At 69.1% G+C, this 24,038-nt stretch carries 23 protein-coding genes; 4 read left to right on the top strand and 19 right to left on the bottom strand.

The genetic code is table 11. The annotated features are described in order from the left end of the window. The first annotated feature begins 3 nt into the window (after positions 1–3). On the top strand, positions 4–252 hold the full coding sequence (locus tag ACTJLF_RS04430) for a DUF3297 family protein (RefSeq protein ID WP_019652047.1): 249 nt from the start codon (positions 4–6) through the stop codon (positions 250–252). Positions 253–265: 13 nt separating this feature from the next. On the opposite strand, the gene ACTJLF_RS04425 is transcribed toward ACTJLF_RS04430, so the two are convergent. Further along, positions 266–1,288 carry a DUF2272 domain-containing protein gene (locus ACTJLF_RS04425; protein ID WP_440882577.1) on the bottom strand — a complete coding sequence of 341 codons (1,023 nt, stop codon included), beginning with the start codon at positions 1,286–1,288 and terminating at the stop codon, positions 266–268. 43 nt (positions 1,289–1,331) lie between these two features. Continuing rightward, positions 1,332–2,561: an FAD-dependent oxidoreductase gene (locus ACTJLF_RS04420; protein WP_440882576.1), complete on the bottom strand. Its 1,230-nt coding sequence runs from the start codon at positions 2,559–2,561 to the stop codon at positions 1,332–1,334. Positions 2,562–2,699: 138 nt separating this feature from the next. Between ACTJLF_RS04420 and ACTJLF_RS04415 the strand changes: the two genes are divergently transcribed. Next, on the top strand, positions 2,700–3,455 hold the full coding sequence (locus tag ACTJLF_RS04415; RefSeq protein WP_019652050.1) for a helix-turn-helix domain-containing protein: 756 nt from the start codon (positions 2,700–2,702) through the stop codon (positions 3,453–3,455). Between the two features lie 21 nt (positions 3,456–3,476). Here ACTJLF_RS04415 and ACTJLF_RS04410 read toward each other — a convergent pair whose 3' ends face one another. The 6 genes from ACTJLF_RS04410 to ACTJLF_RS04385 all read right to left on the bottom strand — a co-directional run bounded on the left by ACTJLF_RS04410 (position 3,477) and on the right by ACTJLF_RS04385 (position 10,195). Then, entirely contained in the window at positions 3,477–4,253 is a 777-nt protein-coding gene (locus tag ACTJLF_RS04410) for a DeoR/GlpR family DNA-binding transcription regulator (RefSeq protein WP_019652051.1), read from the bottom strand. A gap of 155 nt (positions 4,254–4,408) precedes the next feature. Continuing rightward, a complete protein-coding gene (locus ACTJLF_RS04405; protein WP_132751386.1) occupies positions 4,409–6,616 on the bottom strand; it encodes a phosphocholine-specific phospholipase C in 2,208 nt (735 codons plus the stop codon). Between the two features lie 49 nt (positions 6,617–6,665). Then, positions 6,666–6,866, bottom strand: coding sequence for a hypothetical protein (locus tag ACTJLF_RS04400; protein WP_440882575.1), 201 nt, complete (start codon positions 6,864–6,866; stop codon positions 6,666–6,668). 52 nt (positions 6,867–6,918) lie between these two features. Further along, the gene (locus ACTJLF_RS04395; RefSeq protein ID WP_440882574.1) at positions 6,919–9,024 is read right to left on the bottom strand and encodes a LamG-like jellyroll fold domain-containing protein; all 2,106 of its coding nucleotides are present in this window, start codon (positions 9,022–9,024) and stop codon (positions 6,919–6,921) included. Between the two features lie 249 nt (positions 9,025–9,273). Continuing rightward, positions 9,274–9,810, bottom strand: a complete 537-nt coding sequence (locus tag ACTJLF_RS04390; protein ID WP_440882573.1) for an SRPBCC family protein — start codon at positions 9,808–9,810, stop codon at positions 9,274–9,276. A 37-nt stretch (positions 9,811–9,847) separates the two neighbouring features. Beyond that, entirely contained in the window at positions 9,848–10,195 is a 348-nt protein-coding gene (locus ACTJLF_RS04385) for an ArsR/SmtB family transcription factor (protein WP_019652056.1), read from the bottom strand. Positions 10,196–10,369: 174 nt separating this feature from the next. Here ACTJLF_RS04385 and bla point away from each other — a divergent pair, with 174 nt between their 5' ends. Further along, positions 10,370–11,257 (top strand): class A beta-lactamase, encoded by an 888-nt coding sequence (bla, locus tag ACTJLF_RS04380; protein ID WP_132751383.1) that lies wholly within the window; start codon positions 10,370–10,372, stop codon positions 11,255–11,257. 12 nt (positions 11,258–11,269) lie between these two features. On the opposite strand, the gene ACTJLF_RS04375 is transcribed toward bla, so the two are convergent. The 8 genes from ACTJLF_RS04375 to ACTJLF_RS04340 form a co-directional block, all read right to left on the bottom strand. Continuing rightward, on the bottom strand, positions 11,270–12,157 hold the full coding sequence (locus ACTJLF_RS04375; RefSeq protein WP_440882572.1) for an amidohydrolase family protein: 888 nt from the start codon (positions 12,155–12,157) through the stop codon (positions 11,270–11,272). 58 nt (positions 12,158–12,215) lie between these two features. Then, complete coding sequence (locus ACTJLF_RS04370) at positions 12,216–12,644, bottom strand: hypothetical protein (RefSeq protein ID WP_132798308.1); 429 nt, start codon at positions 12,642–12,644, stop codon at positions 12,216–12,218. 60 nt (positions 12,645–12,704) lie between these two features. After that, positions 12,705–13,622 carry a bestrophin family protein gene (locus ACTJLF_RS04365; protein ID WP_440882571.1) on the bottom strand — a complete coding sequence of 306 codons (918 nt, stop codon included), beginning with the start codon at positions 13,620–13,622 and terminating at the stop codon, positions 12,705–12,707. 37 nt (positions 13,623–13,659) lie between these two features. Then, positions 13,660–14,283: a PAQR family membrane homeostasis protein TrhA gene (gene trhA, locus ACTJLF_RS04360; protein WP_440882570.1), complete on the bottom strand. Its 624-nt coding sequence runs from the start codon at positions 14,281–14,283 to the stop codon at positions 13,660–13,662. Between the two features lie 43 nt (positions 14,284–14,326). Beyond that, positions 14,327–15,784: a glycerophosphodiester phosphodiesterase family protein gene (locus ACTJLF_RS04355; RefSeq protein WP_440882569.1), complete on the bottom strand. Its 1,458-nt coding sequence runs from the start codon at positions 15,782–15,784 to the stop codon at positions 14,327–14,329. A gap of 151 nt (positions 15,785–15,935) precedes the next feature. Beyond that, positions 15,936–16,706, bottom strand: a complete 771-nt coding sequence (locus ACTJLF_RS04350) for a class I SAM-dependent methyltransferase (protein WP_440882568.1) — start codon at positions 16,704–16,706, stop codon at positions 15,936–15,938. 18 nt (positions 16,707–16,724) lie between these two features. After that, positions 16,725–18,473, bottom strand: a complete 1,749-nt coding sequence (locus ACTJLF_RS04345) for an IlvD/Edd family dehydratase (RefSeq protein WP_440882567.1) — start codon at positions 18,471–18,473, stop codon at positions 16,725–16,727. A gap of 39 nt (positions 18,474–18,512) precedes the next feature. Then, positions 18,513–19,028 (bottom strand): O-acetyl-ADP-ribose deacetylase, encoded by a 516-nt coding sequence (locus ACTJLF_RS04340; RefSeq protein ID WP_440882566.1) that lies wholly within the window; start codon positions 19,026–19,028, stop codon positions 18,513–18,515. 165 nt (positions 19,029–19,193) lie between these two features. Here ACTJLF_RS04340 and ACTJLF_RS04335 point away from each other — a divergent pair, with 165 nt between their 5' ends. Beyond that, positions 19,194–20,180 carry a sialic acid TRAP transporter substrate-binding protein SiaP gene (locus ACTJLF_RS04335; RefSeq protein ID WP_440882565.1) on the top strand — a complete coding sequence of 329 codons (987 nt, stop codon included), beginning with the start codon at positions 19,194–19,196 and terminating at the stop codon, positions 20,178–20,180. Here ACTJLF_RS04335 and ACTJLF_RS04330 read toward each other — a convergent pair whose 3' ends face one another. From ACTJLF_RS04330 to ACTJLF_RS04320, 3 genes are all read right to left on the bottom strand, one after another. Beyond that, the gene (locus ACTJLF_RS04330; RefSeq protein ID WP_440882564.1) at positions 20,181–21,605 is read right to left on the bottom strand and encodes a GTPase/DUF3482 domain-containing protein; all 1,425 of its coding nucleotides are present in this window, start codon (positions 21,603–21,605) and stop codon (positions 20,181–20,183) included. Beyond that, positions 21,602–23,014, bottom strand: coding sequence for a DUF2868 domain-containing protein (locus ACTJLF_RS04325; protein WP_440882563.1), 1,413 nt, complete (start codon positions 23,012–23,014; stop codon positions 21,602–21,604). Before ACTJLF_RS04325 ends, ACTJLF_RS04330 begins: the two co-directional genes overlap by 4 nt. Positions 23,015–23,398: 384 nt before the next feature. Beyond that, entirely contained in the window at positions 23,399–24,004 is a 606-nt protein-coding gene (locus tag ACTJLF_RS04320) for a TetR/AcrR family transcriptional regulator (protein ID WP_132798290.1), read from the bottom strand. Positions 24,005–24,038: the final 34 nt, after the last annotated feature.

Genomic DNA, 24,038 nt, shown 5'->3' with positions numbered 1-24,038 from the left:
GCCATGACAGAAGCCACCTCCCGCCCACCTCTCCCCGACCATCTCTCCATCGACCCGCGCAGCCCGCACCACGTGGCTGCCGCCTTCGAGCACGACATCGGCATCCGCTTCAACGGCAAGGACCGTCTCGACGTCGAGGAATACTGCATCAGCGAAGGCTGGATCAAGGTGCCCGCCGGTAAGACGCTCGACCGCAAGGGCAAGCCGCTGCTGATCAAGCTCAAGGGCGCCGTCGAGGCGTACTACAAGTAAGAGACACGGCCGCTCATCGCCACTGCAGAAGCAGCGACCAGGGCTGCCGGCTCATGTGGCGATCGATGCAGCCCGGCGTGCCCGAAGCGCATCCCTCGGGCAGGTAGCTCGGGTCCAGCCACCGCGTGCCCGGCGCGAAATCGAGCCGGCGCCGCGTGACCGACTGCAGCACGTTGCCGCCCACGGTATCGAAGCCCGTGGCATCCACCGCCACCACCACGTCGCAGTGCATGGGAAGCGGCTCGCCGCCGGTGGTCCGAGCGGCCAGCACCTCGCCGATCTTGTCGAAGGTGTCGAGCTCGGCGCCTGTTCCGCGCGCCTGGCAGACCAGGTCGCCGACGCGCGGCGGCGTGCGCCTGAGGTCACAGGCCCGCAGCGCGTAGCGCGTGCCGCGGCCGAAGCCTTCGTCGACACCGGCCTGCCACGCGGCTCCCGCGTAGTCGGCATGTGCTTCGGAGAACACGAATTCCTCTTCGGCCAGTCCGGCCTGCCGTGCCAGCCAGCTGATGAAGGCTGCGGACCAGGGCGTGTCGATCACCGCGGTGCGTGCCAGCGCTGCCTGCACGGCGCGCAGTTCGGATGAATCCAGCCCCTCGTCGGGGCCCACGCCCATGCCTTGCAGGCGTCCGGCCGTCGCCTCGTTCAGCGCCTGCATCAGCAGATGGCGGTCGGCCGGCCGCAGGGCGCCGAAGCGGACCTGCGAGGGCAGCCGCGGGTCGACCGCCTTCCAGTAGCCCAGCACGCGCTGCCACGGCGCGAGTCCGGGCACGGTGCGGCGCGTGTCCTCGGCTTCGGAGTCGCCGGCCTCGGTCATGCGGCCTTCGGCGTCCATCGCCTGGCCGCCGAACGCTTCGTGCTCCTGCATGGCGAAGCTGGCCATGGCGAGGGCGCGCGCGGGTGGCGGGACCTGCGTGGCGGTGTCGAGGCAGACCGGCGCGGCGAGCGCCGGTACAGGCATCAGGGCGCCGCACAGCAGCGCTGCACGCAGCGAAGAAGAAAAAGCTGGGAGCTTGGCGGAGGCGTCGTGTCGCGGCATGTGGTCGCGCAGCATAGCCCGGCGACCGCGTGCCGGCATGCCTTCAGTTGCCGTCGGGCGTGCCGGTATCGAACAGGCTGCGCGCACCGTCGTTGGAAGCCGTGATGGCGGCCCTGGCCCATGCGCGCATCGCGGTCTCGTAGGCGGAAACGGCGGTGTGCGAGGAGCGCTCGCCGGCCATGGCACTGGCGAGCGCCGCCGCGTCCCGCAGCGCCGTGTTGGCGCCGACGCCTCCGGCGGGGCTCATGGCGTGGACCGCGTCGCCGAGCAAAGTGACGGGACCGGGGCTCCATGCCGCGATTTCCGGCGGCGAGCTGCGCACCGGCAGCACCGCGAGGGTGCGGATGTCGCCCTGTGCGAACAGCGTGCGAAGCCTGGGATGCCATTGCCGCACGACCGCCTCGACGAGCGCGGGCAGCCGTGCCTGATCCGGCAGTTGCCCGGGACCCAGCCCGAGCCTTGCGCGAGGACCGATGAACGCCCAGTAGAGATAGTCGTCGACAGGCTCCAGCGAGCAGGCGGGTGCAAGCGTCGCCGCCATGGCTGGCAACGGCTGCTGGAACAGCATCGGGTCCAGGATCACCGCGAAGCCGTCGGCGAAGACCACGGAAGTGCCCGCCCAAAGGTCCGCGCCGAGGCTCTCGCGCAGTGCGGCGGTCGCGATGGTCTTGCCGTAGATGCAGGCTGCGCCGGTGTCGACGGGCTCGGCGCCGGGAGCGAGCTGTCTGCGCACGGCCGAGTTCGCTCCGTCGGCGCCGACCAGCAGCGTCGATCTCGCTTCCCTGCCGTCCTCGAAGACGATCCGCACGTCGTTGTCGTCGAGGGCCTCGAAGCGGCGGAAGGCCCTGCCGAAGTGCACGCGGCCTTCCAGTCCGCACAGCAGGATCTCCCGCAGCGTCTGGCGGTTCGCGCTGAGATCGTGGGGTCGGGAAGGCGCATTGCCGGAGTCAGAGGCGCGCCAGCTTCTGGCGGGGCGTCCTGGCACCGGCTCCAGGTCGCTGCCGACAAAGCGGACGCCGCCCGAGCTGCCGCCACAGCTGCGCCGGAACAGTTCGTAGAGCTCCGGCGACAGGCACTGCGCCAGCGCGGCCTGCCCGTCGGCGTCGATCCTGATCCGGTAGCCCTGGCTGCGGCTGGCGGTAGCCGGATCACGCTCGTAGACGTCGAAAGCAATGCCCGCGCGCCGCAGGCCCTGGGCGAGGCAGAGGCCGCCGAGGCCCGCGCCGATGATCGAGACATGTGATTGCTGGTGCATCCGTTGTTTCTCCTTCATTCGAGGCTAAGTGCCGGATGCGGTGGCCTGATAATTTCATCGGGACGAAAAACAATGAGAAACGGCCAACATCGACCAACGTCGGCCCGAGCGGGCACGAGCGCATCTCCCGACCCCAGCGAGCGTGCCGACGGGCCGGTGCTCTTTGCCTTTTGGGGCAGCGACGAGCCTGAAAGCGAATTCCGGCTCGGCACCCGCGAATACGACTGGCACAGCCACGTGCGCGGCCAGCTCTTCTGCATCGATCGCGGATTGGTGCGCGTGCGCACCGCGCGCGGCGCATGGCTGCTGCCGCCGCACCGCGCCGGATGGATTCCGCCCGGTGTCGATCACAAGGTGAGCGTGAGCGGCGCCCTGAGCGGCTGGGGCGTGATGCTCCGGCCCGACGCCGGCACCGGCCTTCCGGATGAGCCCTGCGTGATGGGCGTCGGCGAGGTGCTGCACGCCCTGGTGCGCCGCGCCGCCAGCTGGAGCGGCAGCGAACATCTGCAGCCCGAGCAGGAGCGCCTGGTCGCGGTGCTGCTGGACGAGATCCGGCTCGGTCCGCGCGAGCCGCTCGGCCTGCCGATGCCGACCGAGCGCCGTCTCGTGACGATGGCCAATCTCCTGATCGAGCATCCGGAAGACCCGCGAACGCTCGACGAGCTTGCGGCATGGGCAGGTCTCTCGGCACGAAGCGCGCGCCGCCACTTCGTTGCGCAGACGGGCATGAGCTTCATCCAGTGGCGCCAGCAGGCGCGGCTTGCGACGGCACTCGAGAGGCTTGCCAACGGCGAGTCCGTCGCGGGCGTCGCCGATGCGCTCGGCTATGCGACGCCGAGCAACTTCATCGCGATGTTCCGCAAGGCCTTCGGGGAATCGCCCGGCCGCTATTTCTCGCGGCGAGGTGGCTGAGCTCGCCGCTCAGCGCCGGCATCAGGCCAGTATCACCCGCTCGCAGGCCTTGCGCAGCCCCGAAAGGCCGGGCAGTTCTCGCGCCTTGGCGTCGGTGACGACCACGTCGACGTCCGCCGTGCGCGCGTACGTCACGCGGCTGGCCTGGCCGATCTTCGCGTGGTCGGCCAGCAGTACCAGTTGCTGCGCCTGCTCGGCCATGGCGCGTGCGACGGTGGCCTCGTGGTGCTCGAAGCTCATGGCCCCGTGCTTCGCATGCAGGCCCACGGGCGACAGCAGCGCGATGTCGGCGCGGTAGCGGTGGATGGCTTCCACCGTGGTGTCGCCGAAGGTGGCCTGCGCCTTCACGTCGATCTGGCCGCCCAGCAGGATGGTCTGGTTGCCGGTGAGCCGGCCTTCGCCCGCGCCCGCGAGCTTGAGCGCGATGCTCAGCGAATTGGTGATGACCGTCATGCCGCTGAGCGTGGCGATCTCTTCCGCGCAGATCGACATGGTGCTGCCAGCGTCCATGAAGATGGTCTGGCCCGGCTGCAGCAGGGCGACAGCGGCCTTGGCGATGGCGCGCTTCTCGCGCTGCCGCGCCACCAGCCGCACCGCCAGCGGCGGTTCGGGCTCCGCCTTGACCGCGACTGCGCCGCCGTGCACGCGCCGCAGCTCGCCCAGGCTCTCGAGTTCGACCAGGTCGCGCCGCACCGTTTCGCGCGACACGGCAAGGTCCTGGACGATGCGCTCCACGCTCAGCCGCGAGAAGGTGGCCAGCAGGCTGCGGATACGCAGGAATCGTTCTTCTTGGAGCATGGAAACGCGGCTTGAGGGAAGAAGTGAAAAAGGCGGCGTCGCGAGACGGCCGCCCTGGGGCAGGCGCGAAAGCCGCGCCATTGTGCCCGTGTGCCCGAGTACGCCCATGCGGATGCGCGATCAACCGACCGCACACCCGCACGCCCATGCCGCCCTCAGAGGTCGATCAGGCCCATGGCCGGGTCGCTCACCGAGTGCCTGCCGGTTTCCACGCGGCCGGCGAAGCGGCGATAGAAGGCCGGGTCGGAGTCGCAGGTGACGGCGAAGTCGTACCACTGCCCGCTGCTGGCCAGCACCCAGGCCTGCTCGGCCTTGGCGCCGCCGTTGACCGTGGCGGTCCACGGGCCGTCGTCGCGGTAGGCCTTGGCGCGCACCGTGAACTTCGCGGCACCGCTGCCGCCGTTGAGCATCTCCACCGAGACGTTGCCGTTGGTCACGTCGTAGCACACGCGCACCTCGGGGTTGGGCGAGCCGCCGGCGCGCAGCTTGTTGAGGTCGCCCTTGAAGTGGCGGTGGAAGCCGTTCGGACCGAGCACCCAAAGGTCGTAGAAGCCGCTGTTGTCGCTGGCGGGGCTCCAGGTGTCGTCGAGCTGCTTGCCGGGTTCGACCATGTAGCGGCGGGGCAGGCGGTCGAGGTTGAGCTTGTCGTACACATGGAACACGGCAGCGGCCTTGCCGCTGTTCTTGAAGATCAGCCGCATCTGGCCGTTGACGGCATCGGCGCGGCCGCTCACGTGCAGCTCGTAGGGCAGGGCGCGCGAGGGGCGCGTGCCGGTGGCCTGGCGGGGCAGTTGCGGGTCGAGGGGCAGCGCCACCTGTGCGAGCGCCTGCTGGTCGGCACGCAGCTTGTCGGCGGCGTCCCTGGTGGTGCGCCCTGCCAGCGTGGGCAGCGCTTCGCTGTTGGGCGTCGCGAAGTTGAACGCGCTCGTGAGGTCGCCGCACACCGCACGGCGGAATGGCGAGATGTTCGTCTCCCTCACACCGAAGCGCGCCTCGATGAAGCGCAGCACCGAGGTGTGGTCGAAGGCCTGCGAGTTGACCCAGCCGCCGCGGCTCCAGGGCGAGATGACGTACATCGGCACGCGCACGCCGGGTCCGTAGACGCGGCCGTCGGGTGCGGGCTGACTGCTGGTGCCCGGCGGCTTCGGGTGGGTGAAGCGTTCCACGGCGAGGTCGGACTCGGGCAGCGTGGTCTTGCCGGCCATCGTGCCGTCGGGGTTGAGCGAGGGCGCTGCCGGCGAGGGATAGTGGTCGAAGTAGCCGTCGTTCTCGTCGAAGTTGATGAGCAGCACGGTCTTGCTCCACACCTCGGGCACGGCGGTGAGCGCGTCCAGCGCCTGCTGGATGTACCAGCCGCCCTGCACGGGGCTCGACGGTCCGGGGTGCTCGGAGTAGGTGGCCGGCGCGATGATCCACGACACCTGCGGCAGCTTGCCGTTCTTGATGTCCTGGCGGAACTGCTCGAGGAAGCCGCCGTCGGGCATGGTGTTGGCGATGCCCTTGTAGAGCGGATTGCCTGCATCGTCGCTGGCCGGGTCGTAGGCGGGCGACGCCGTGTCGTTGCTCACCGGCTTGCCCGAGGCCTCGTTGGCCTGGCGGTATTGCTTGAAGCCCGCCAGCGGGTTGTCGGTGAAGTTGTCGGGCATGTTCTGGTAGATGAACCAGCTGACCTTGGCCTCCTGCAGGCGCTCGGGGTAGGTCTTCCACTCGTAGCCGCTGGTCGAGGGGCCGATGTCGTCCCACTCGTTGACCACCGAGGCCACGCCCGCGACGCCCGTGCCGACCTGGCCCGAGGGGCCGTTGGTGCCGGTCCAGTGGAACATGCGGTTGGAGTTGGTGCCCGTGTGCATGCTGCAGTGATAGCCGTCGCACAGCGTGAAGGCGTTGGCCAGCGCGAACTGGAAGGTGACTTCCGCTTCCTTGAAGTAACCCATCGATGCGTTGTTCTTGTAGCGCGGCCACTGGTAGGCGCGGCCGCCGTCCCAGGCGTTCTGGCCGTCGCTCCACGAATGCGGCGTGCCGCTCACGCGCTGGGCGTTGCCTTTGCGGCTGTCGAGGTGGTAGGGCAGGATGACCTTGCCGTTGGCATCGCTTTGCTGCCACACGTTCAGGCCCTTGGGCAGCGGAATGGTGAAGCGGTCGCCGAAGCCGCGCACGCCCATGAGGGTGCCGAAGTACTGGTCGAAGGAGCGGTTCTCCTGCATCAGGATGACGATGTGCTCGACGTCCTTGATCGTTCCGGTGGCGTTGTTGGCCGGAATGGCCAGCGCGCGGCGGATGCTGGGCGGAAACGCCGACAGTGCGAGGGCGGCGGCGCCGGTGGTGGCGGTGCCGGTGAGGAACTTGCGACGTGAATTCGTCATGGGTTTGTTCTTCTCTTGTTGAGGCATGGCTTGGGGCTGGATGTGGGGCTCAGGGTGCGCAGCTCTTCACGGGAGCGGCGCCGGTATCGGGTTGCGTGGGCGTGGCAGGCGTGGTGGGCGTGCCCGGAGTCGTCGGCGTGCCGCCGAAGAAGCCGCTGCCGCCACCGCTGCCGCCGCCGCAGGCGGACAGGACGCAGGCCAGGACGAGCGCGGGTGCGAGCCGCGCGAGGAGAGACGAGTGAAGTTGCATGGTTGATGTCCTCTGTGGGCGTTGTTGTCTTGGGGCTGAAGGTGATCTGGGCTCAGGGCAGGCTCGACAGCGGCTGGCCCGACTTGAAGATGCTGTTGAGCTCGGCGCTCGTGAGCGCACGGTTCCAGATCGCGAAGTCGTTGAAGTCCATGGCGCCGCGCGGCGAACTGCTCTCACGCTGGTAGTAGAGGCCGGTGCCGTCCTCGTTGAGGCCCAGGCCGTTGCCGAGGCCGCCAAGCTTGTCGACCAGCGCGGTGGTGATGGCGGTGCTGTTCGTCTGCACGCCGCGCACGGGGTCCATCACGTAGCCGCGCATGGTGAGCGCCGCCTTGTCGATGACCACCGCCACGTAGGCCCACTGGCCTGCGCTGAGGCTGTAGCCGTTGCTGTCCGCGCGCGCGCTGCCCGTGCCGACGTTGAAGCGGATCTCGCAGCTGCCGAACAGGCTGATGGCCAGGCCCGCGTTGCCGCCGGTGGTGTAGTTCTTGTTGCCGATCACCGTGCCGCCGTTGCTCACCCCCTGGCTGCAGGTGGCATCGGTGCGCACCCAGAACCCGATGGTGAATGCCGTGACCGCGGCGTTGGTGGTGACGTCGTTGTTCTGCACGAGCCGGTAGCCGGCCATGCCGCTGGCGTTCTTCACCGTGCTGTCGACGCGCAGCGCCTTGGCCTTGTAGGGCGCGCTGTATCCGTCGTCGACCAGCGAACCGCCGTTGGCGTCGGACGCCCACGGCGCTAGCGTGGAGGCGTTCTTGGTATCCACGCCGGGCAGGGCGTCGAGCGGGTAGTAGTTGACCAGTCCGTTCGCCAGCGTGGGTGCAAGCGTCACCGGCGCCTCGGGCGCGACATACGAGATCTGAGCCGCAAGCGCCACGCTGGCTTCGCCCGCGACGACCGTGTACTGGAAGGCGTAGAGCCCGTCGCTCGCCGCGACGATGGGATCGGTGTAGGCGGTGGAGCCGGCCGGCAGCGTGGCCACCACCTTGCCGTCGCGCAGGACCTGCACCGCGGCGCTGGTGTTGCCGGCAAGGGTCCACGAGAGTTCGATGCTGCGCTTGTCCGCGCCGGTCTTCGCTGCAAGGCTGCGCAGCGAGGTGCTGGCCTGCAAGGCCTGGCCGGCGAAGCGGTAGTCCGTTGCCGCAGGCAGCGCGCCGAGGTGGCGCAGCACCGTCGGCGCGATGTCGGTGGCGGCAGCGAGTGCGAGCAGCGTGGCATCTGCCGGAGCAGCAGCGCCGACACCCGGCAGGGCTGCCAGGGTCTTGTTGCTCGCGATGAAGACCGTCTTGTTGCCGTTGTCCTGCACGCCGGTGGCGCTGCCGAAGGCATCGAGGCCATGGCCCGTGGTGAGGATCACCAGCCAGTCTTCCTTCGGGTCGTTGGCAGAGCGCTGTGCGACGCGTGCGAGCAACTGGTCGATGCCTGCCGCGGTGTCGGCGATCGAGCGCTGGTAGGCGTCGCTCTTCAGGCCGTTGCCCGCGGCTGCTGCCGGTGCGCCGTACTGCGCCACCAGCAGGTCGTAGCCGGCGTCGATGAGCTGCGAGGTGCGGTCGGTGACGCAGGCGTCGGCACCCGCGCAGTCGATGGCGCTGTCCACCGTGCCGGCTTCGTTCGCCAGCAGCAGCGGGTACAGCGGGCTCGAGGTGACCGATGCCGTCCTGTAGCCGGCCGCCTTGTTGTTCTGCCTGGCGAGCGCGAAGACGGAAGGTGCGAGCTTGACGTCGATGCGCTGGTCGGCCGTGTCCCAGCGCACGCCGTGGCGCTGTGCCCAGGTGCCGGTCACCAGCGTGGCCCAGCCGGGGCCGTCGGTGGTGCGCTGCTCGCTCGGTGTGCCGTTGGCGCCGCCGGTCCAGGCCGGCGCAACGCGCAGCGATTGAAGGGCCGGGACCTTGTTCTGCGCCATCGCATCGCGAAGCGCCGAATGCGTGAAGCCGTCGATCTCCACGACCAATGCCTTCGGTCCCCTCTTGCCCTGGTTGACCGGCGGCGGCGCGTTGCTGCTGCCGGCGCTGCCACCACTGCCGCTGCTTGCCGGTGGGGTACCGACGAGCGGGAAGCTCGCGCCGCCACCTCCACCACCCCCACCGCAGGCCGCAAGAAGCAGCAGCGTGCAAGCGCTTCCCCACGCACGCGCATGGCGAGCGTTCAATCCTCTGATCATGATTCCCCTCGAAGTGTTGAGATGCCGGCCCGTGGCTCCGACCATGGGCTTGCGTGTTCCCGCATGTGGTTGTGCAAGGAAATGCATTTGCAACAAAACGCACAAATGCTCCGAATGCCTCAAATATTGAGCTTCGCGGGTGACAACGGTTTGACAGGACCGTGAAGGTCGACGGCCAAGAAAAACGGGGCCCGAAGGCCCCGTGGAGAGAAATGCAAGAGAAGGGAGTGGGCGAAAGAGCGCGCAGCCTCAGCCGATGTGCGCCTCGTACTCCTGCCCGAGCGCGAGCAGATTCGTCCAGAAGCCCTGCGGCTTGCCGCCCGCCAGGGTTTCGATGAGCACGTCGACATGCGCGTGCCAGCCGCTCGCCACGCTGAGCATGCCCTTGCGGCTGGCCAGCCGGCTGTGCGTGAGCACGAGCCGCGTGGTGTCGCCCTGCGGCGTGAGTTCGAAGGTGACTTCCGATGGTGCCGCGCCTCCCTCGTTCCAGCTGATCGCCAGCAGCCTGGGCGGCTCCATGCGCAGGAGCCGCGACTTCTGCAGGATCGGTTCTCGGCACTCGGCAAAGCGATCGGGCGCCACTTCACCGGTGAGGCTGGTGTGGTCGAAGCGCAGTTCGAAGAGTTCGCCTGGCGCCGGAGGCAGCGCGCCGCCGGCCAGCCATGTGGCGCGCTTGTCGGAGTTGGCGAGGTAGGCCCATACGCGCTCGATGGGCGCGGGCAGGATGCGCTCCATGCGCAGGGTGGTGGCGTCGACCTGGGCGCCCAGGTTGTGCTTGGTCGTCATTTGCTGATGCTCCTTGGGTTGGATGGGGGAGAAACGCTCACTTTCGGGCCTGCGAATCGCGCCTCAGCTCCTGCTCCAACGCATCGAGGCGATTGCTCCAGAAGCCTTCGTAGTAGCGCAGCCATGCATCCGCCATGGCCAGCGCCTCCGGCTCCAGCCGGCAGACATGTGCGCGGCCCTGCACGGTGCGCGACACCAGGCCCGCGCGCTCCAGCGTCTTCACGTGCTTGGACGCCCCGGCGAAGGACATGTGGAAGGGCGCGCCCAGTTCGCCCACGCTGCACTCGCCATGGGACAGCAGTTGCAGCATCGTGCGGCGCGTGCTGTCGGCAAGGGCGTGGAACACGGCGTCGAGCCGTTCGTCTGCGAGTTCTAGTTCAACCATATGGTTGAATATAGACGCGATCCCGCTGATGTTCAACCAAATAGTTGAATAACGATGTCCGTTACACCGGATACACCCGGGACGGGAAACGCCGGCATCAGGCTGGATCGTGGCAGGGGGCGCTCCTAGGATTCGTTTCGTTCCATCCACTCGCAAAAAGAAAGAGAAAACGAAATGACATCTCCCATCCAGCGCCGCACCCTGTTGCTCGCCGCCTCCGTCCTGCCGCTTGCCGGCGCCTGCACAGCGTGGTCGGGCGCGCGCTCCCAGTCTTCCGCCGAAGCGCAGCTCGCAGAGCTGGAGCGCGCATCGGGCGGTCGCCTGGGCGTGGCCGGCTTCAACACGGGCAGCGGCGTGCGCCTGCAGCACAGGGCGCACGAGCGCTTTCCTCTGTGCAGCACCTTCAAGCTGATGCTGGCCGCTGCGGTGCTCGAGCGCAGCACCAGGGACGGCAGCCTGCTGTCGCGCAACCTGAGCTACGGCAAGGGCGACCTGATCGACCATTCGCCGATCACCGAGAAGCATGTCGCCACCGGCATGACGGTGGCCGCCATGTGTGCTGCCACCATCCAGTACAGCGACAACGCCGCGGCCAATCTGCTGCTGAAGGAGCTGGGCGGCCCGGCCACGGTCACCGCTTTCGCGCGCGGCATCGGCGACCAGACCTTCAGGCTCGACCGCACCGAGCCCGAACTCAACACCAGCATCCCGGGCGATCCGCGCGACACCACGACGCCGTCGGCCATGAGCGACAGCATCCAGCGCCTCGTGCTCGGCGACGCACTGGGCGCGGCGCAGCGCGATCAGCTCAAGACCTGGCTGCTGGGCAACACCACCAGCACCGAGCGCTTCCTGGCGGGCGTGCCGGCGGGATGGAAGGTGGGCGACAAGACCGGCTCGGGCTCCTATGGCTCGACCAACGACGTCGGCGTGCTGTGGCCGCCGGCCGGTGCGCCCATCGTGCTGTCGGTGTACCTGACCTTCCCGCAGAAGGATGCGAAGGGCCGCAACGACGTGATCGCCTCGGCCGCGCGCATCGCTGCCACCGCCCTGGCCGGTTGAGAGCCCGCGGCGTCAGCGCATGCCGAACAGTCCGGCCGCGTTGCCCCAGGCTATTCGCTGCGCCACATCCTCCGGCAGGTCGCCGAGCCAGACCCGATAGGCGCGCATCGTTTCGTCGTAGCTGCTCCAGCGCTGGTTGATCCAGGTGTCGGAGCCGACCATGAAGCGGCCCGGGTGCTTGAGGATCAGCGCGCGCCATTCGGGGCAGAGCCTGCCGCCTTCGCAGGTCAGCCCCGGCCTGTACGAGAGCTCGCCCATCAGCAGCGGATAGCGCTCCAGCATCGCCTGCACCCGCTCCACCGGCGTGCCGCCGATGCCCGTGTGGGCCCAGATGAGGCGCAGCGACTGTCCCTTCGAAGGCGCATTCGCCATCAGCAGGTCGACCGCTACGTCGTCGACGTGCGCGAGCACCGCGAGCTTCTCGCGCTCCGCCAGCGCGACCAGCTTCTTCGCGACCGGACCGTTGGCGTTGGCGCTCTCGTACAGGTGGAACTCGCCCAGGCCGCGATAGGGGCCGCTGGCCGTGCCGCGCGCAAGCTCTGTCTGCACCATCTCGTAGATGGTCTCGTCGCGGAACCAGTTGGTGTAGTCGTCGCGGTTGCGGTAGAGCCGCACGAAGGGCACCACCGTCACGCCCGCCGCACGCGTCTCGCGAGCCGCCGCCAGCGTCTGCGTGCCGGCATTGGGGCGCGAGTTCGCGATGATTGCCTTCACCTCGTTGCGCTGCATGCGCGCCAGCGCCTCCGAGGGCGGGAAGGGGCCGGTGTTGCCGTCCCAGGCTTCCTGGTTGTAGTGCAGGTGCGTGTCGAACAGAGGGCCCTTGTACGGAGCCGGCGTCCCCTGGGCGAACGCCGTGCCGGCGGCCAGGAGCATGGCGATGGCGGATGCGGCGGCTCTCATGCGTACCCCTCGTGATGAAAGGAGCCGGATTATCCGGGCCTGGAGGCGATGCCGGGCGCTAGAGCTTCTTCCAGGTGAGGCCATCGGCCGAGCGATAGGTGCCGCCGCTGGCGCAGCAGCCGCCCGCGCCGAAGGCACGTCGACCGAGCCTTGCCGTGACCTGCCCCGCATCGAAGCTCAGCGACTGGCGCTCGCACGCGGTCGGAAGCGGATACGGTTCGGGAGCCAGCACGCTCGTCCATTCGAGCCGGCCCTGCGGGCCTTGCCGCACGCGAAGCACTTCGCAGTCGTGCACCACCAGATGGACCGGCTGGCCGGCGAGCGTGCCCTGGAACACCTGCTCGGCAGGCGCGGTGCGGATGGCGATTTCCTCGGGGGTGGGTTGCGCGGCGGTGTCGACGCGCTCGCATCCGGCGAGGAGCGCGACCACGGCGCCCGCCACGATCGCGAGCATGGCGTGCAGCGGATGCCGGGGCTTGGACAGCATGGGAGGTTCCGGGGATGTGCTCGAGGAATTGCAGACTGCAGGTGACAGGCCGCTCGCTCCTCAGGTCTGGATGTACCCCGCGGGCCCGGCCGTGGGAGGCGTCGCCACCTGCGGCTCCCCCAGCATCTCGCGCACCGTCGATTCGATGGTGCGGGACATCGCATCCAGCGCCAGGTCGTTGGGCTGCGTGCCGAAGGGCTCCTCGATCTCCGCGCCCAGCGCCTCCAGCGCGAAGAAGGTGTAGGCGATGAAGGCGACCACCACCGGCGTCATCGGGCCGATCGCGTCAACCAGCCCGAAGGGCAGCAGCACGCAGTACAGGTAGATGGTGCGGTGGATGATGACCGAGTACGTGAACGGTATCGGCGTGCCCGCGATGCGCTCGCAGCCGCCCAGCGCTTCGGTCAGTCGGCCCAGCGGGTGCTCCATGGCCTGCGCCAGCGTCGGGTCGAGCCGGCCGTGGCGGCGCTGCTCGCGCAGCCACTCGCCCACCATCAGCAGGAGCACGGCGGGCTTGAAGCGCGCGGCCCGAAGGCGTGCGCAGTCTTGTGCGGGCAGCAGCCGGGCGAGGTCGGCCGAAGCGTCGGTGCCGCGCAACTGATGGCGCAGCGCGTGGACGAAGGCGACCAGGCGCATGGCCGGCGTGGATGCCTCAGCGGGCGCATCCGTCAGCGTGAGCACTTGCCGGACCAGCGTGCGCGTCTCGTTGAGCAGCGTGCCCCAGAGGGTGCGCGCCTCCCAGTAGCGCGAGTAGCTCGTGCCGTTGCGGAAACCCAGGAAGATGGCAAGCGTCAGCCCGATGAGCGAGAAGGGCACGAAGTTCAGCGGCACCTTCCACTGGAAGAGCCGGCCGTGCAGCACCGTCACCAGCACCGCGAAGGCGGTGGTCCACAGCAGCTGGGGCGCGATGTCCGACAGGACGGAGCCGTGCCATACGAAGAGCATGCGCAGCCAGTGGGGGCGGGGTCGGACGATCATCGGTGGGGGATTATCCCCGCGCCCGCCGACTCGAAGCTCAGAGGATGAACCAGCCCACCGCCACGTAGTGGCTCGTCGTTCCCGCCAGCACGAACAGGTGCCACGCCCCGTGCGCGTGCCTGAAGCCCGAGCGGTTGCGATAGAACACCGTGCCCGTCGTATAGAACACGCCGCCGACCAGCAGCCACACGAGGCCTGCCGTATCGAGCCTTGCAGCCAGCGGCACGGCAGCCAGCACCACCAGCCAGCCCAGGCCGATGTAGATCGGCAGCGACGGCTTCTTCGGCGCGCCATTCTTCGCCGGAACCAGTTCGCGCCGGATGCCGAAGGCGGCCGCGGTCCAGATCGTCGCGAGCAGCAAGAGCCCCCACGGGCCCTGCATCGTGACCAGCGCGAAGGGCGTGTAGGTACCGGCGATCAGCAGGAAGATGGCGCAGTGGTCCGCGCGCTCCCACATGCGCTTGAGGCGCCCGCGCGTGCTGTGAAAGAGGGTGGAGGCGGCATACAGCGCCACCGCCGAGAGGGAGAACACCAGCGCGCCCACGATGCGCGCGGGATCGCCGGTGGGCAACGTCTTGGCGAGCAGCAGGGCCATTGCCGGCAGCGCGAGCAGCAGGCCCAGCAGGTGGCTGTATCCGTTGAGCCGTTCGCCCGGGTACATCGCGCCTCGCCAGAATTCGCCTGCCTGCCTCGCGTGCCTTGTCTCAGCGCCCCGTTTCCTTGAGGTAGGTCTTGCGCGCCGCGAAGGCGGTGTTCGCGAAGTCCGAGAACACGCCGTCGACGCCCGCGCGGAAGAACGCCAGGTATTCGGCCGTCGGGTCGCCCTTGTAGACGCCTGCCAGGTAGTTTGGCTCGTTGCGGAAGGTGTAGGTGTGCACGAAGAGGCCGGCCTTGTGCGCGTCGGCGATCAGGCTGGTGGGCTTGACGTTGTTCACGTCGGCCAGGCCCTTGCCTGCGACGAAAGGCACGATGGTGTGCGCCATGACCTGCGGCTTCCACGGCCCAATGCCGTCGGCGTAGGTCTTGATCTCTGCTAGCCCTGCGGGCGTGAGCATTTCACCGAAGAATTTCGGATTTCCCGCCAGGGTCCAGCTGTAGGGGCGGCCATCGATGAAGGTGTACTCGTCGTTGGTGACGTAGATCATCTCGCCCGTCTGGTAGTTGACGTCGTTGCCGTCGATCAGCTGCACCGCGCGCGCCTTCATGCCGGCCGAGCGCAGGTACTTCAGGCTCTCGGGCTCGAAGCTCTGCACGAAGATCGGCGCGTCCTTTCGGTTGAGGTCGTTGAAGTTCATGACCTTCAGCAGCGCGTCTTCCAGCGGATGGCTGCCCGCGGGGCCGCAGCCGTTGGCGATGGCCTGGGCGTTGTTCCAGATCGGGTTCTTGGTTTCCGGGTACACGGTGAGCGCGCGGCCCGTGGCGGCGCTCTTGGCCTTGGCGATGTCGATCAGCTCCTGGAAGCTGATGATCGGCAGTTTGCCGTTGAGGTCGGTGGGGCGCTGGTTCCTGGCGTCGTAGGTGGTGCCGCGGATCCACTGGCGCAGTTCGTCCATCGTAAAGTCGGTGATGGACCAGTCGCCGGTGTGGTCTTGACCATCCACGATGAGCGACTTGAGCACCGACTTGGGGTCGTTGGGATCGGTCAGATCGCTCCAGTATTGCGCGGGGCCGTTCTCGGGCGTGACCGGATACTTCACGTTGACCTTCACGCCCGGCACGGTGCGCTGGCGCGCAGCCACCGTGGTGTTGGTCTTGGCGACTTCCGCGATGTTGGTGTTGTCGCTCAGCCAGGGGTTGTGGCGCGCGACGAGCACGCAGTCCTTGGTGAGGTGCAGGTCGGTTTCGAGCGAATCGGCGCCGGCGTCGGCGGCGGCCTCGTAGGCGGTCTTCGTTTCTTCCGGATACAGGCCTGGCAGGCCGCGATGGCCGATGACCAGGGGGACGGAACCGTCGAGCGTGCCCAGCGGCGCTGGCGCGGGCGGAGCGGGCGTGGGAGCCGGTGCAGGGGCGGGCGCCGGTGCCGGCGGAAGCACCGGCAAAGAGATGCCGCCGCCGTTGCCGCCGCCGCAGGCCGTCATCAGGATGCTTCCGCCGATGGCGGTGATTGCGGCGATGGTCGCGAGGACGGGACGGTTCGCAGACGCGGGAACGCTCTTTTTCATATGTGGTTTTCAGGTGTCTGTTGATGAAGAAGCGAAAGCCGGCGGATGCTAGGTTTGCCCCGTGACGGGACAGTGACCGGCATGCGCCCCCGCGACTTCCCCTGCAACAGCCTGAAAACCAGCGTCGGATCGACGCCCGGGCGGCTTCTTGTCAGGGCCGCGTGCCCACCAGCACGGGCTGGAAGAAGGCACCGTCGATGCGCCGCACGTCCTTGAGGCCTGCTTCCTGCATGAGCTCGCACAGCCTCGCCGTCGAGATGGCGTAGTAGCGCGATCGCATCACGCGCGTGCTCACCGCCTGCGTCGCGAGATCCTCGGTGACGAAGAAGAAGCCGAGGTCGTAGTGATCGCCACCGCCGTCGTCGTCGAAGTCCCAGACCTGGAAAAGCACATGGCGCCTGCCTTCGTCCAGGCGGGCGCCGTAGTGCTTCACGATGTTGCTGCCGCGCTCTTCCTTCGCGTAGTCGCGCACGCTGACCACGCAGCCACCGCCGGGGCGGAGGCAGGCGCTCATCTGGCGCAGGGCCGTGAGCAGGTCGGCGTCGGTCTGCAGGTGCGGCATGGAGTTGTCGCACGACATCACGATGTCGAAGCCGCCGCCGTGGTGCGTGTGTGCCTCGCGCATGTCGCACACCGAGAAGGCGATGTCGAGGCCGCGCTGGCCGGCTTCCCGTTTCGCGCGCTCGATCTCATCGGGCGACAGGTCCGACGCCGTCACTGCATGGCCCAGCGCCGCGAGCCCCAGCGCCTGGGTGCCGATGCCGCACGACACGTCGAGCACCCTGCGGCGCGCTTGGGTGCAGGGCCATTCGGCCTCGATGAGCTGCGAGAGCTTCTCGCCCTGTACGCGGATGCTCTCGTTCCAGTCCGGATAGATCAGGTGATAGAGCGGTGCGAGTTCGTCGTAGAAGTCGTTGGTCATCCGGGCATTGTGCGGTGGCTAGCGCGGCACCTTGCCCGCGTTGCCCGGCGCGCGGAGGAAGTCGAAGTCCACGCCCTTGTCGGCCTGCGTCACGGCCTGCAGGAAGAGCTTGCGGTAGCCGCGCTCGGCGGTCGGCACCACGGCTGGCGACTCCTTTGCGCGGCGTGCCAGTTCCTCGTCGCTCACCAGCAGCGAGATCTCGCGGTTCGCCACGCTGAGCCGGATGCGGTCGCCGTTGCGCACATGGGCCAGCGGCCCGCCGATGGCCGACTCGGGCGTCACGTGCAGCACGATGGTGCCGAAGGCGGTGCCGCTCATGCGGCCGTCGGAGATGCGCACCATGTCCTTCACGCCGGCCCGGGCGAGCTTGCGCGGGATCGGCAGGTAGCCCGCCTCCGGCATGCCCGGCGCGCCCTTGGGGCCGATGTTCTTGAGCACCAGCACGTCGTGCGGCGTGACGTCGAGCTCGTCGCCGTCGATGCGGCGGGCCAGGTCCTCGGCGTTCTCGAAGACCACGGCGCGGCCTTCGTGCTCCATCAGCGCCGGGTCGGCGGCCGACTGCTTGATGATCGCGCCGCCCGGTGCCAGGTTGCCCCACAGCACCGCGATGCCGCCCTGCGGGTAGATCGGCTGCGCCGCCGGGCGAACCACGTCCTGCGCGAAGCCGGGGCCGGCGGCCTCGATCTCCTCGCCCAGCGTGCGGCCCGTGACGGTGAGGGCGTCGAGATGCAGCAGCGGCCTGAGTTCGCGCAGCAGCGTGGCCATGCCGCCCGCGGCGTGGAAGTCTTCCATGTAGTGCCGGCCCGAGGGCTTCAGGTCGAGCAGCACCGGCGTCTCGCGGCCCATGCGGTCGAGCGCGTGCAGGTCGATGTCCAGGCCCATGCGGCCGGCGATGGCCGCGAGGTGGACGATGCCGTTGGTCGAGCCGCCGATGGCCAGCAGCACGCGCATCGCGTTCTCGAAGGCGGCGGGAGTCAGCACCTGGTCGATGGTGAGGCGCTCGCGCGCGATCCGCACCGCCTGCGCGCCGGTCTGCTCGGCGATGCGGATGCGGTCGGCCGTGACTGCGGGCGGCGAGGCCCCGCCCGGCACCGTCATGCCCAGCGCCTCGGCGATGCAGGCCATGGTGCTGGCCGTGCCCATGACCGAGCAGGTGCCCACGCTCGCCACCAGCTGGTCGTTGACGTCTGCGGTCTCCTGCGCGTCGATCTCGCCCGCGCGATAGCGGGCCCAGTAGCGGCGGCAGTCGGTGCAGGCGCCCACGCGCTCGCCGCGATGGCTGCCGGTGAGCATCGAGCCGGTGATGAGCTGGATGGCCGGCAGCCCGGCCGACGCCGCGCCCATGAGCTGCGCCGGCACGGTCTTGTCGCAGCCGCCGATCAGCACGACCGCGTCCATGGGCTGCGCGCGCACCATCTCCTCGGTGTCCATGGCCATGAGGTTGCGCAGGTACATGCTCGTCGGCGCGGCGAAGCTCTCGTGCACAGAGATGGTCGGAAACTCCATCGGCAGCCCGCCCGCGAGCATCACGCCGCGCTTCACGGCCTCGACGAGTTGCGGCGCGTTGCCGTGGCAGGGGTTGTAGGCGCTGCCGGTGCTGGCGATGCCGACCACCGGCCGGTCCAGCGCGGCGTCGGTATAGCCCGCGCCCTTGATGAAGGCCTTGCGCAGAAAGAGCGAGAAGCCGCGGTCGCCGTAGCTGGTGAGGCCCTTGCGCATGCCGGCGTTGTCGTCGCTGTCCTCGGACTGGAGCTTGGATTCGGACATGGGGTGTGGGGTTGGTTTTTCTTCAGGGCCGATGCCGGATCAGGCCAGCACCGCTTCGTAGATGGCAAGGTCCCCGGCGGAGAAGCAGCAGAAGACCACTTCTTCCACCGGCGATGCGGCATCCGCCAGGGCTTCCCGCACCGTGCTCACCGCGAGCCTTGCCGCCGGCTCCACCGGGTAGCCATAGATGCCGGTGCTGATGCCCGGAAACGCGATGCTGCGAACGCCCTGTGCCGCCGCGAGTGCCATCGATCGCCGGTAGCACGAGGCCAGCAGCTCCGGCTCGCCCGACCCGCCGCCGCGCCATACGGGGCCGACGGTGTGGATGATGAAGCCGGCGGGCAGCCGGTAGCCCTTGGTGAGCTTCGCATCGCCCGTCTTGCAGCCGCCCAGCAGCCGGCATTCGTGCACCAGTTCGGGCCCGGCCGCGCGATGGATCGCTCCATCCACGCCGCCGCCGCCGAGCAGCGAGGAGTTGGCGGCGTTGACGATGGCGTCCACCCGCAGGGTCGTGATGTCGGCGCGGATCGCGCGCAGCTTGGTCGTATCGGTCATGTGCAGAGGCATCGTAGGCGCGTCGGCCGCAGTCGGGCAAACCCGGTTACGAATAAGGTTTCAAATACTTACGATCGCCGCGCCGGACATGCTGCCCGGCAGCGCCCGCCACCATGGCGTCGATCTTGCATGGGGCCGGGCTGTTTTCAACCCGAGGGAGAGTCGATGAAAAGCTTGTTGCCGTGGCGCCGCGCCGGTGTTTTTCTTTGCATGGCGTTCGCGGGCGCAGTGGCTGCGCAGGCGCAGGCGCTGCAGTTCAAGTGGGGCCACGTCTACGAGCCCACGAGCATCTTCCACCAGCAGGCCGAGCTGGCGGCGCGCAAGATCGCCGAGCAGTCCGAAGGCAAGATCAAGATCGAGGTGGTGCCTTCCTCCAAGCTGGGACAGGAGGGCGACTATCCGCTCATGCTGGCCAACGACTCGATGCAGATCGCCTACGTCGGCCAGGCCACGCTGGCCGAGGGCTATCCGCCGCTGAGCCTGGCGAGCTATCCCTTTGCCTTCAAGGACCTCGACCACATGCGCAAGTACCTGGCGAGCCCGCTGCTGGCCGAGCTCATGAAGGGCTACAACGAGAGGAGCGGCAACCGCATGGTCGCCTCCGTCTACTACGGCGCGCGCCAGGTCACATCGGCAAAGCCGCTGGCCAGGCCCGAAGACTTCCGCGACCTGCGCCTGTACGTTCCCACTGCCGCGGCCTATCAGCTCTTCGCCACCGCGGTCGACGCCAAGCCGGTGACGCTGCCCTTCATGAGCCTGTATGGCTCGCTCAAGAAGAACGAGGTCGAGGCGCAGGAAAACCCGCTGGACATCGTCAAGTCGAAGAAGCTCTACGAAGTGCAGAAGTACGTGCTGCTGACCTCGCACGTCTACGACACGCTGGGCATCGTTATCGGCAAGGCGGCGTGGGGCAGGCTGAATCCGCAGCAGCAGGCGATGGTCGAGAAGGTGCTGGCGGACACCGCGAAGTGGACCAACGTCGGCGTGATCGCCGGCGAGCTGGAAGACGAGAAGTTCCTGCGCGACAAGGGCATGACCGTGTCGCCGGCCAACCGGCAGCTGTTCCAGGAGCGCGTCGTCAAGCGTTCCACGCCCGAGCAGCTGGGCGCTCGGCCGGGCGACTATGCGCGGCTGCAGGCGCTGGTGAACTGACTAGGGCTGGGGCGCCGCTTCGAAGGCGCGCTGCAGCGCCGTCGACAGCTGCGCCACCAGGGCCTCGCGCTGCGGCGAAGGACGCCAGAAGCTGCGGGAGGTGATACCGGCGGCTTCCCACTCGGGATGGTTGCGCGCCGGCTGCGCCGCGCGCACCGCGGCGGCGGCCGCGCGCGTGGGCGCATCGCCGTCCTCGGGCGATTCGGCGGCGATGCGCTGCGTGGCTGCGTGCCCGCGCAGCTCCAGGGCCTGGGTCAGCTTCAGCTGCCACGCGGCCAGCGTGAAGAGCACGCCGTCTTCCACGGTGAGCTCGTGCACGTCGCGCAGCTTGTTGGCCAGCTTGCGCCCGAGCGGCCCCAGACCCTGCGACACCGCACCGCCGATGGCGCCGCCGAGCGCCGCGCCAGCCCCGAGCGAGATGCCGGCCACCGCGAGGTCGGCCACCACGCCCACCGCCGCGCCGATGACGGCACCCTTGCCTAGGCGCAGGCCTGCATCCTTCATCGCCTCGGGGCTGAAGAAGTCCAGCGTCCAGCGGCCTTCGATGATCGGAAGCGGCGCCTCGTCGGCATCGCCCTGGCGAAAGCCGTAGAGCGCGAGCAGGTCGTCGGTGCAGCGCTGGGCCTTGTCGAACACCTCCTTCTGCAGCGCGGCAACGAGGGCCTTGCGGCGCGCGTCGTCGGCGAACTCGGTGGACGGCACCGTGCGCCGCACCGCCGAGGCATCGACCAGCAGGCTGGCGATGCGCGAGCACGCCGATTCGCGCCGACGTGCGGCCTCGGCAGCCAGCGAATCGACCACGCCGCGCAGCAGCTCGCGGCGATCGCGCAGCAGCGTGGCGAGGTCGCCGTACAGGTCGCGCTCGGCGCCCACGAAGGGGGCCGCCGCGTCGAAGCGCACCTGCACGTGCAGGCCGTAGGCCGAGAGCAGTTCCTTCCACGCCGGCTCGCGGCTGGCGGCGTCGCGCACGAAGTTGAGCACCGGCAGCACAGGTCGCGCGCAGGAGTTGAGCAGCTCGATCTCGTCGCGGAACTTGGGCAGCACCGGCTCGCGCACGTCGATGACCAGGAAGGCGGCGTCGATGTCGAGCATGGTGCGCAGAACCTTGGCCTCCTGCTCGAACACGCCGTGCGCCTCGGGCCCGCGCAGGAACTGGCGGATGCGCTCCGGCGGCGTGGCCTGCGCGTCGAAACCGGCGGCCAGGTGCTCGCGCAGCGCGACGGCGTCTTCCAGGCCCGGTGTGTCGAAGAAGCGCACGGCGGTTTCGCCATCCACGTCGAGATCGACCGACTCCACATGGCGCGTGGTACCCGGGCGCTGCGACACCTCGCCGAAGTCGACGCGGCGCGTGAGCGTGCGCAGCAGCGAGGTCTTGCCCGCGTTGGTGTGGCCGACGACGGCGATGCGGATGGGCTGTTGCGTCATGGGGCGATGGCGCTTTCGGGCAGGGCGGCTTCGAGGCGTTCGCTGGCGGCGATACGCTCCAGGCCGGTGTCGCGCAGCCAGTCGAGCCAGCGCTGCGTGGCGTCGGCCCCGGGCGAGTCGGCCAGCCACAGGCGGCATTCGCCGCAGTGCGCCAGCAGCTCGCGAAGGAAGCGCTCGGTGCCGCGGTCGGGGCTCGAGGCTGCGTGGCAGACCATCAGCACGGTGCGCGGATGGATTCGGGCCAGTTGGTCGAGCACGGCGCGCCGCGCGGGGGCGCTGCCGTCGATGCGCTGCGCCTGCGCTGCAATGGCCGCGGGCAGCGCGGCCGGCGGCCAGGGCATGTCGGGCGGCAGCTCGAAGCCGAGGACGAAGAGGGCGTCGTGCAGTTCCGAGGCCGGCAGGCCCGATGGCGTGGCGGCGCGCAGGCGGCCCGGGTCGGCATCGACGATGGCTGCCGGCGCCATCGCGGCGAAGCGGGCCAGCAGCTTGCGGTAGTAGGGCTCGCGCCAGTCGGGCTGCAGCGCCTTGCGGCGGCTGTGCAGGATGGCGCCGCTCAAAAGGGTCAGCACCAGCCGGGGCAGAAAGCCGTAGACCAGGATGCAGCCGGTGAGCCACAGCGCCCAGGTGCGCTGCCCGGCCGCATTCAACGAGCCAGGGGAGCCGGGGGCGGCCATCACGGTCGCGGCATCGGGCACCGGAAAACCCAGCTTCGCCGGAGCCCAGCCGAGCGCCTGCACCGCATGCACGAAGAATTCCGGCTCCAGGATCGTCGTCTCCCAGCTCAGCGTGTAGCTGCGGAACGCGAGCGCGAAAAGCATCGCGGCCAGCACCACCGCGAAAGACAGCGACCAGATTCCGTGGCTCACGAGTCCGAAGGCCCAGGGCAGCAGCCTCGCGCGCGCGAGCAGCCCGGTGGCCGCGCGCACCAGAACCGGCGCCTGCCCGCGCTTGCCGCCGGCCACGCGTGCGGTGAGAGACAGCCAGATCCAGCCCAGCGAGGCGGTGCTGAAGGAGCCCAGCGGCAGCCACAGCCCGGCGAGCCACAGCACGAGCGTCAGCGCATGCAGCCCGAGCAGGCTTGCCAGCGCGACGATCACGTTGATGTGGCGCTCGCCCCCGCCGACCACGTTGCCCGCGAGCCCGAGGCCGGCGATGACGATCAGCGCCGAAAGGCCGATCAGCACCCAGGGCGCCCACTGCCGCGCACGCGCGAGTTCAGGCTGCAGGCCGATGCGTTCTCCGAGCAGCAGCGCACGCTCGGTGACCTGGCGGTGCGGATCGGTCGTGCGGGAGGCTGCGGTGCGCAGCGCCTGTGCGTCGTCGAGCGGCCCGCTATGCTCGGTCCATCGGATGGCCTCGGTGATCACCGCGTCGGTAAAGGCGGGGTCGCGCAGCGCGGTGTTGGTCAACAGGGTCCCTTTGAAGCCGATCTGTATCCGGATGAGTCGATGAGGCCCTGCGCAGCAGGCGCGACACGGTGGTCGAGCGGTGCGGGGCCGCGCAAATTATGCCCGGCGGGTTCCGGCGGATTCCCGCGAGGGCACGACGAAGAACGGGGCCGCGAACGGCCCCGTTTGAAGGGATGAGCAGGGCTCGTGGATCAGCGAAGGCCGAAGAACGAAAGAACGGCAACGACCACCACGACCAGACCGACGATGTAGATGATGGAATTCACGCGATTGCTCCTCAGTGTTGACGATGGCTTCAGCATCGCGCCGGTATCGCGGCGCCACTGTCGGCAGGGGGCGGCGGGTGGTGTAGGCGGGTGTGAAGCGCCGAGCCGGAGCGAGCCGTCAGGGTTGACGAGCGGGCCCGAGCGCGCGCTCCAGCAGCCACAGCATCGCGGTGCGGGTTTCCTCGGCGTCCGCGCCTGCGTCGATGGCCAGCGCGGCGCGGTCGAAGGCGGCCGAGAGCAGTGGGGTGAGCGCGTCGAGCGAGGCCTCGTCCCTGCCCACGCCGGCGCGCTCCAGGCCCTGGCGCAGCGACGCGGCCGAGGTGGTGTCGTCCAGCGCCATGATTTCCTCCATGCCGAGCACGGCGGGCCCGTCGATCAGCAGCAGCCGCGTCCGGCCCGGCGCCGTCATCGCGTTCAGGTAGGCCTTGCTGCCTTCGAGCAGCGCCTCGCGCGGCGAGAGCTGCTCGGGCGCGGCCGCCTCGATGTCGGCCGCCACGGCCTGGCTCTCGCGCTGCAGCACCTGGCGGAACAGGTCGCGCTTGTCCTCGAAGTGGTGGTACAGCGCTCCGCGCGTGATGCCCGCGGCCACCGCGATCTCGGGCGTGGAGGTGTCGGCGTAGCCCTTGCCGACGAACAGGGCACGCGCCGCGTCCAGCAGGGCGAGGCGGGTGGTTTCCGTGCGCTCGCGGTTGGTCCTGACGGTCGCCGATGTGGTCTTGCTCATTTACATGCAGCCTGTCTGTAAGTTATATTCAATT

The sequence above is a fragment of the Variovorax sp. 22077 genome, assembly GCF_052044195.1.
Taxonomy (GTDB): domain Bacteria; phylum Pseudomonadota; class Gammaproteobacteria; order Burkholderiales; family Burkholderiaceae_C; genus Variovorax; species Variovorax atrisoli.
The sequence above is the reverse complement of the archived record's forward strand: the minus strand, read 5'-3'. Positions and strand labels throughout refer to the sequence as shown.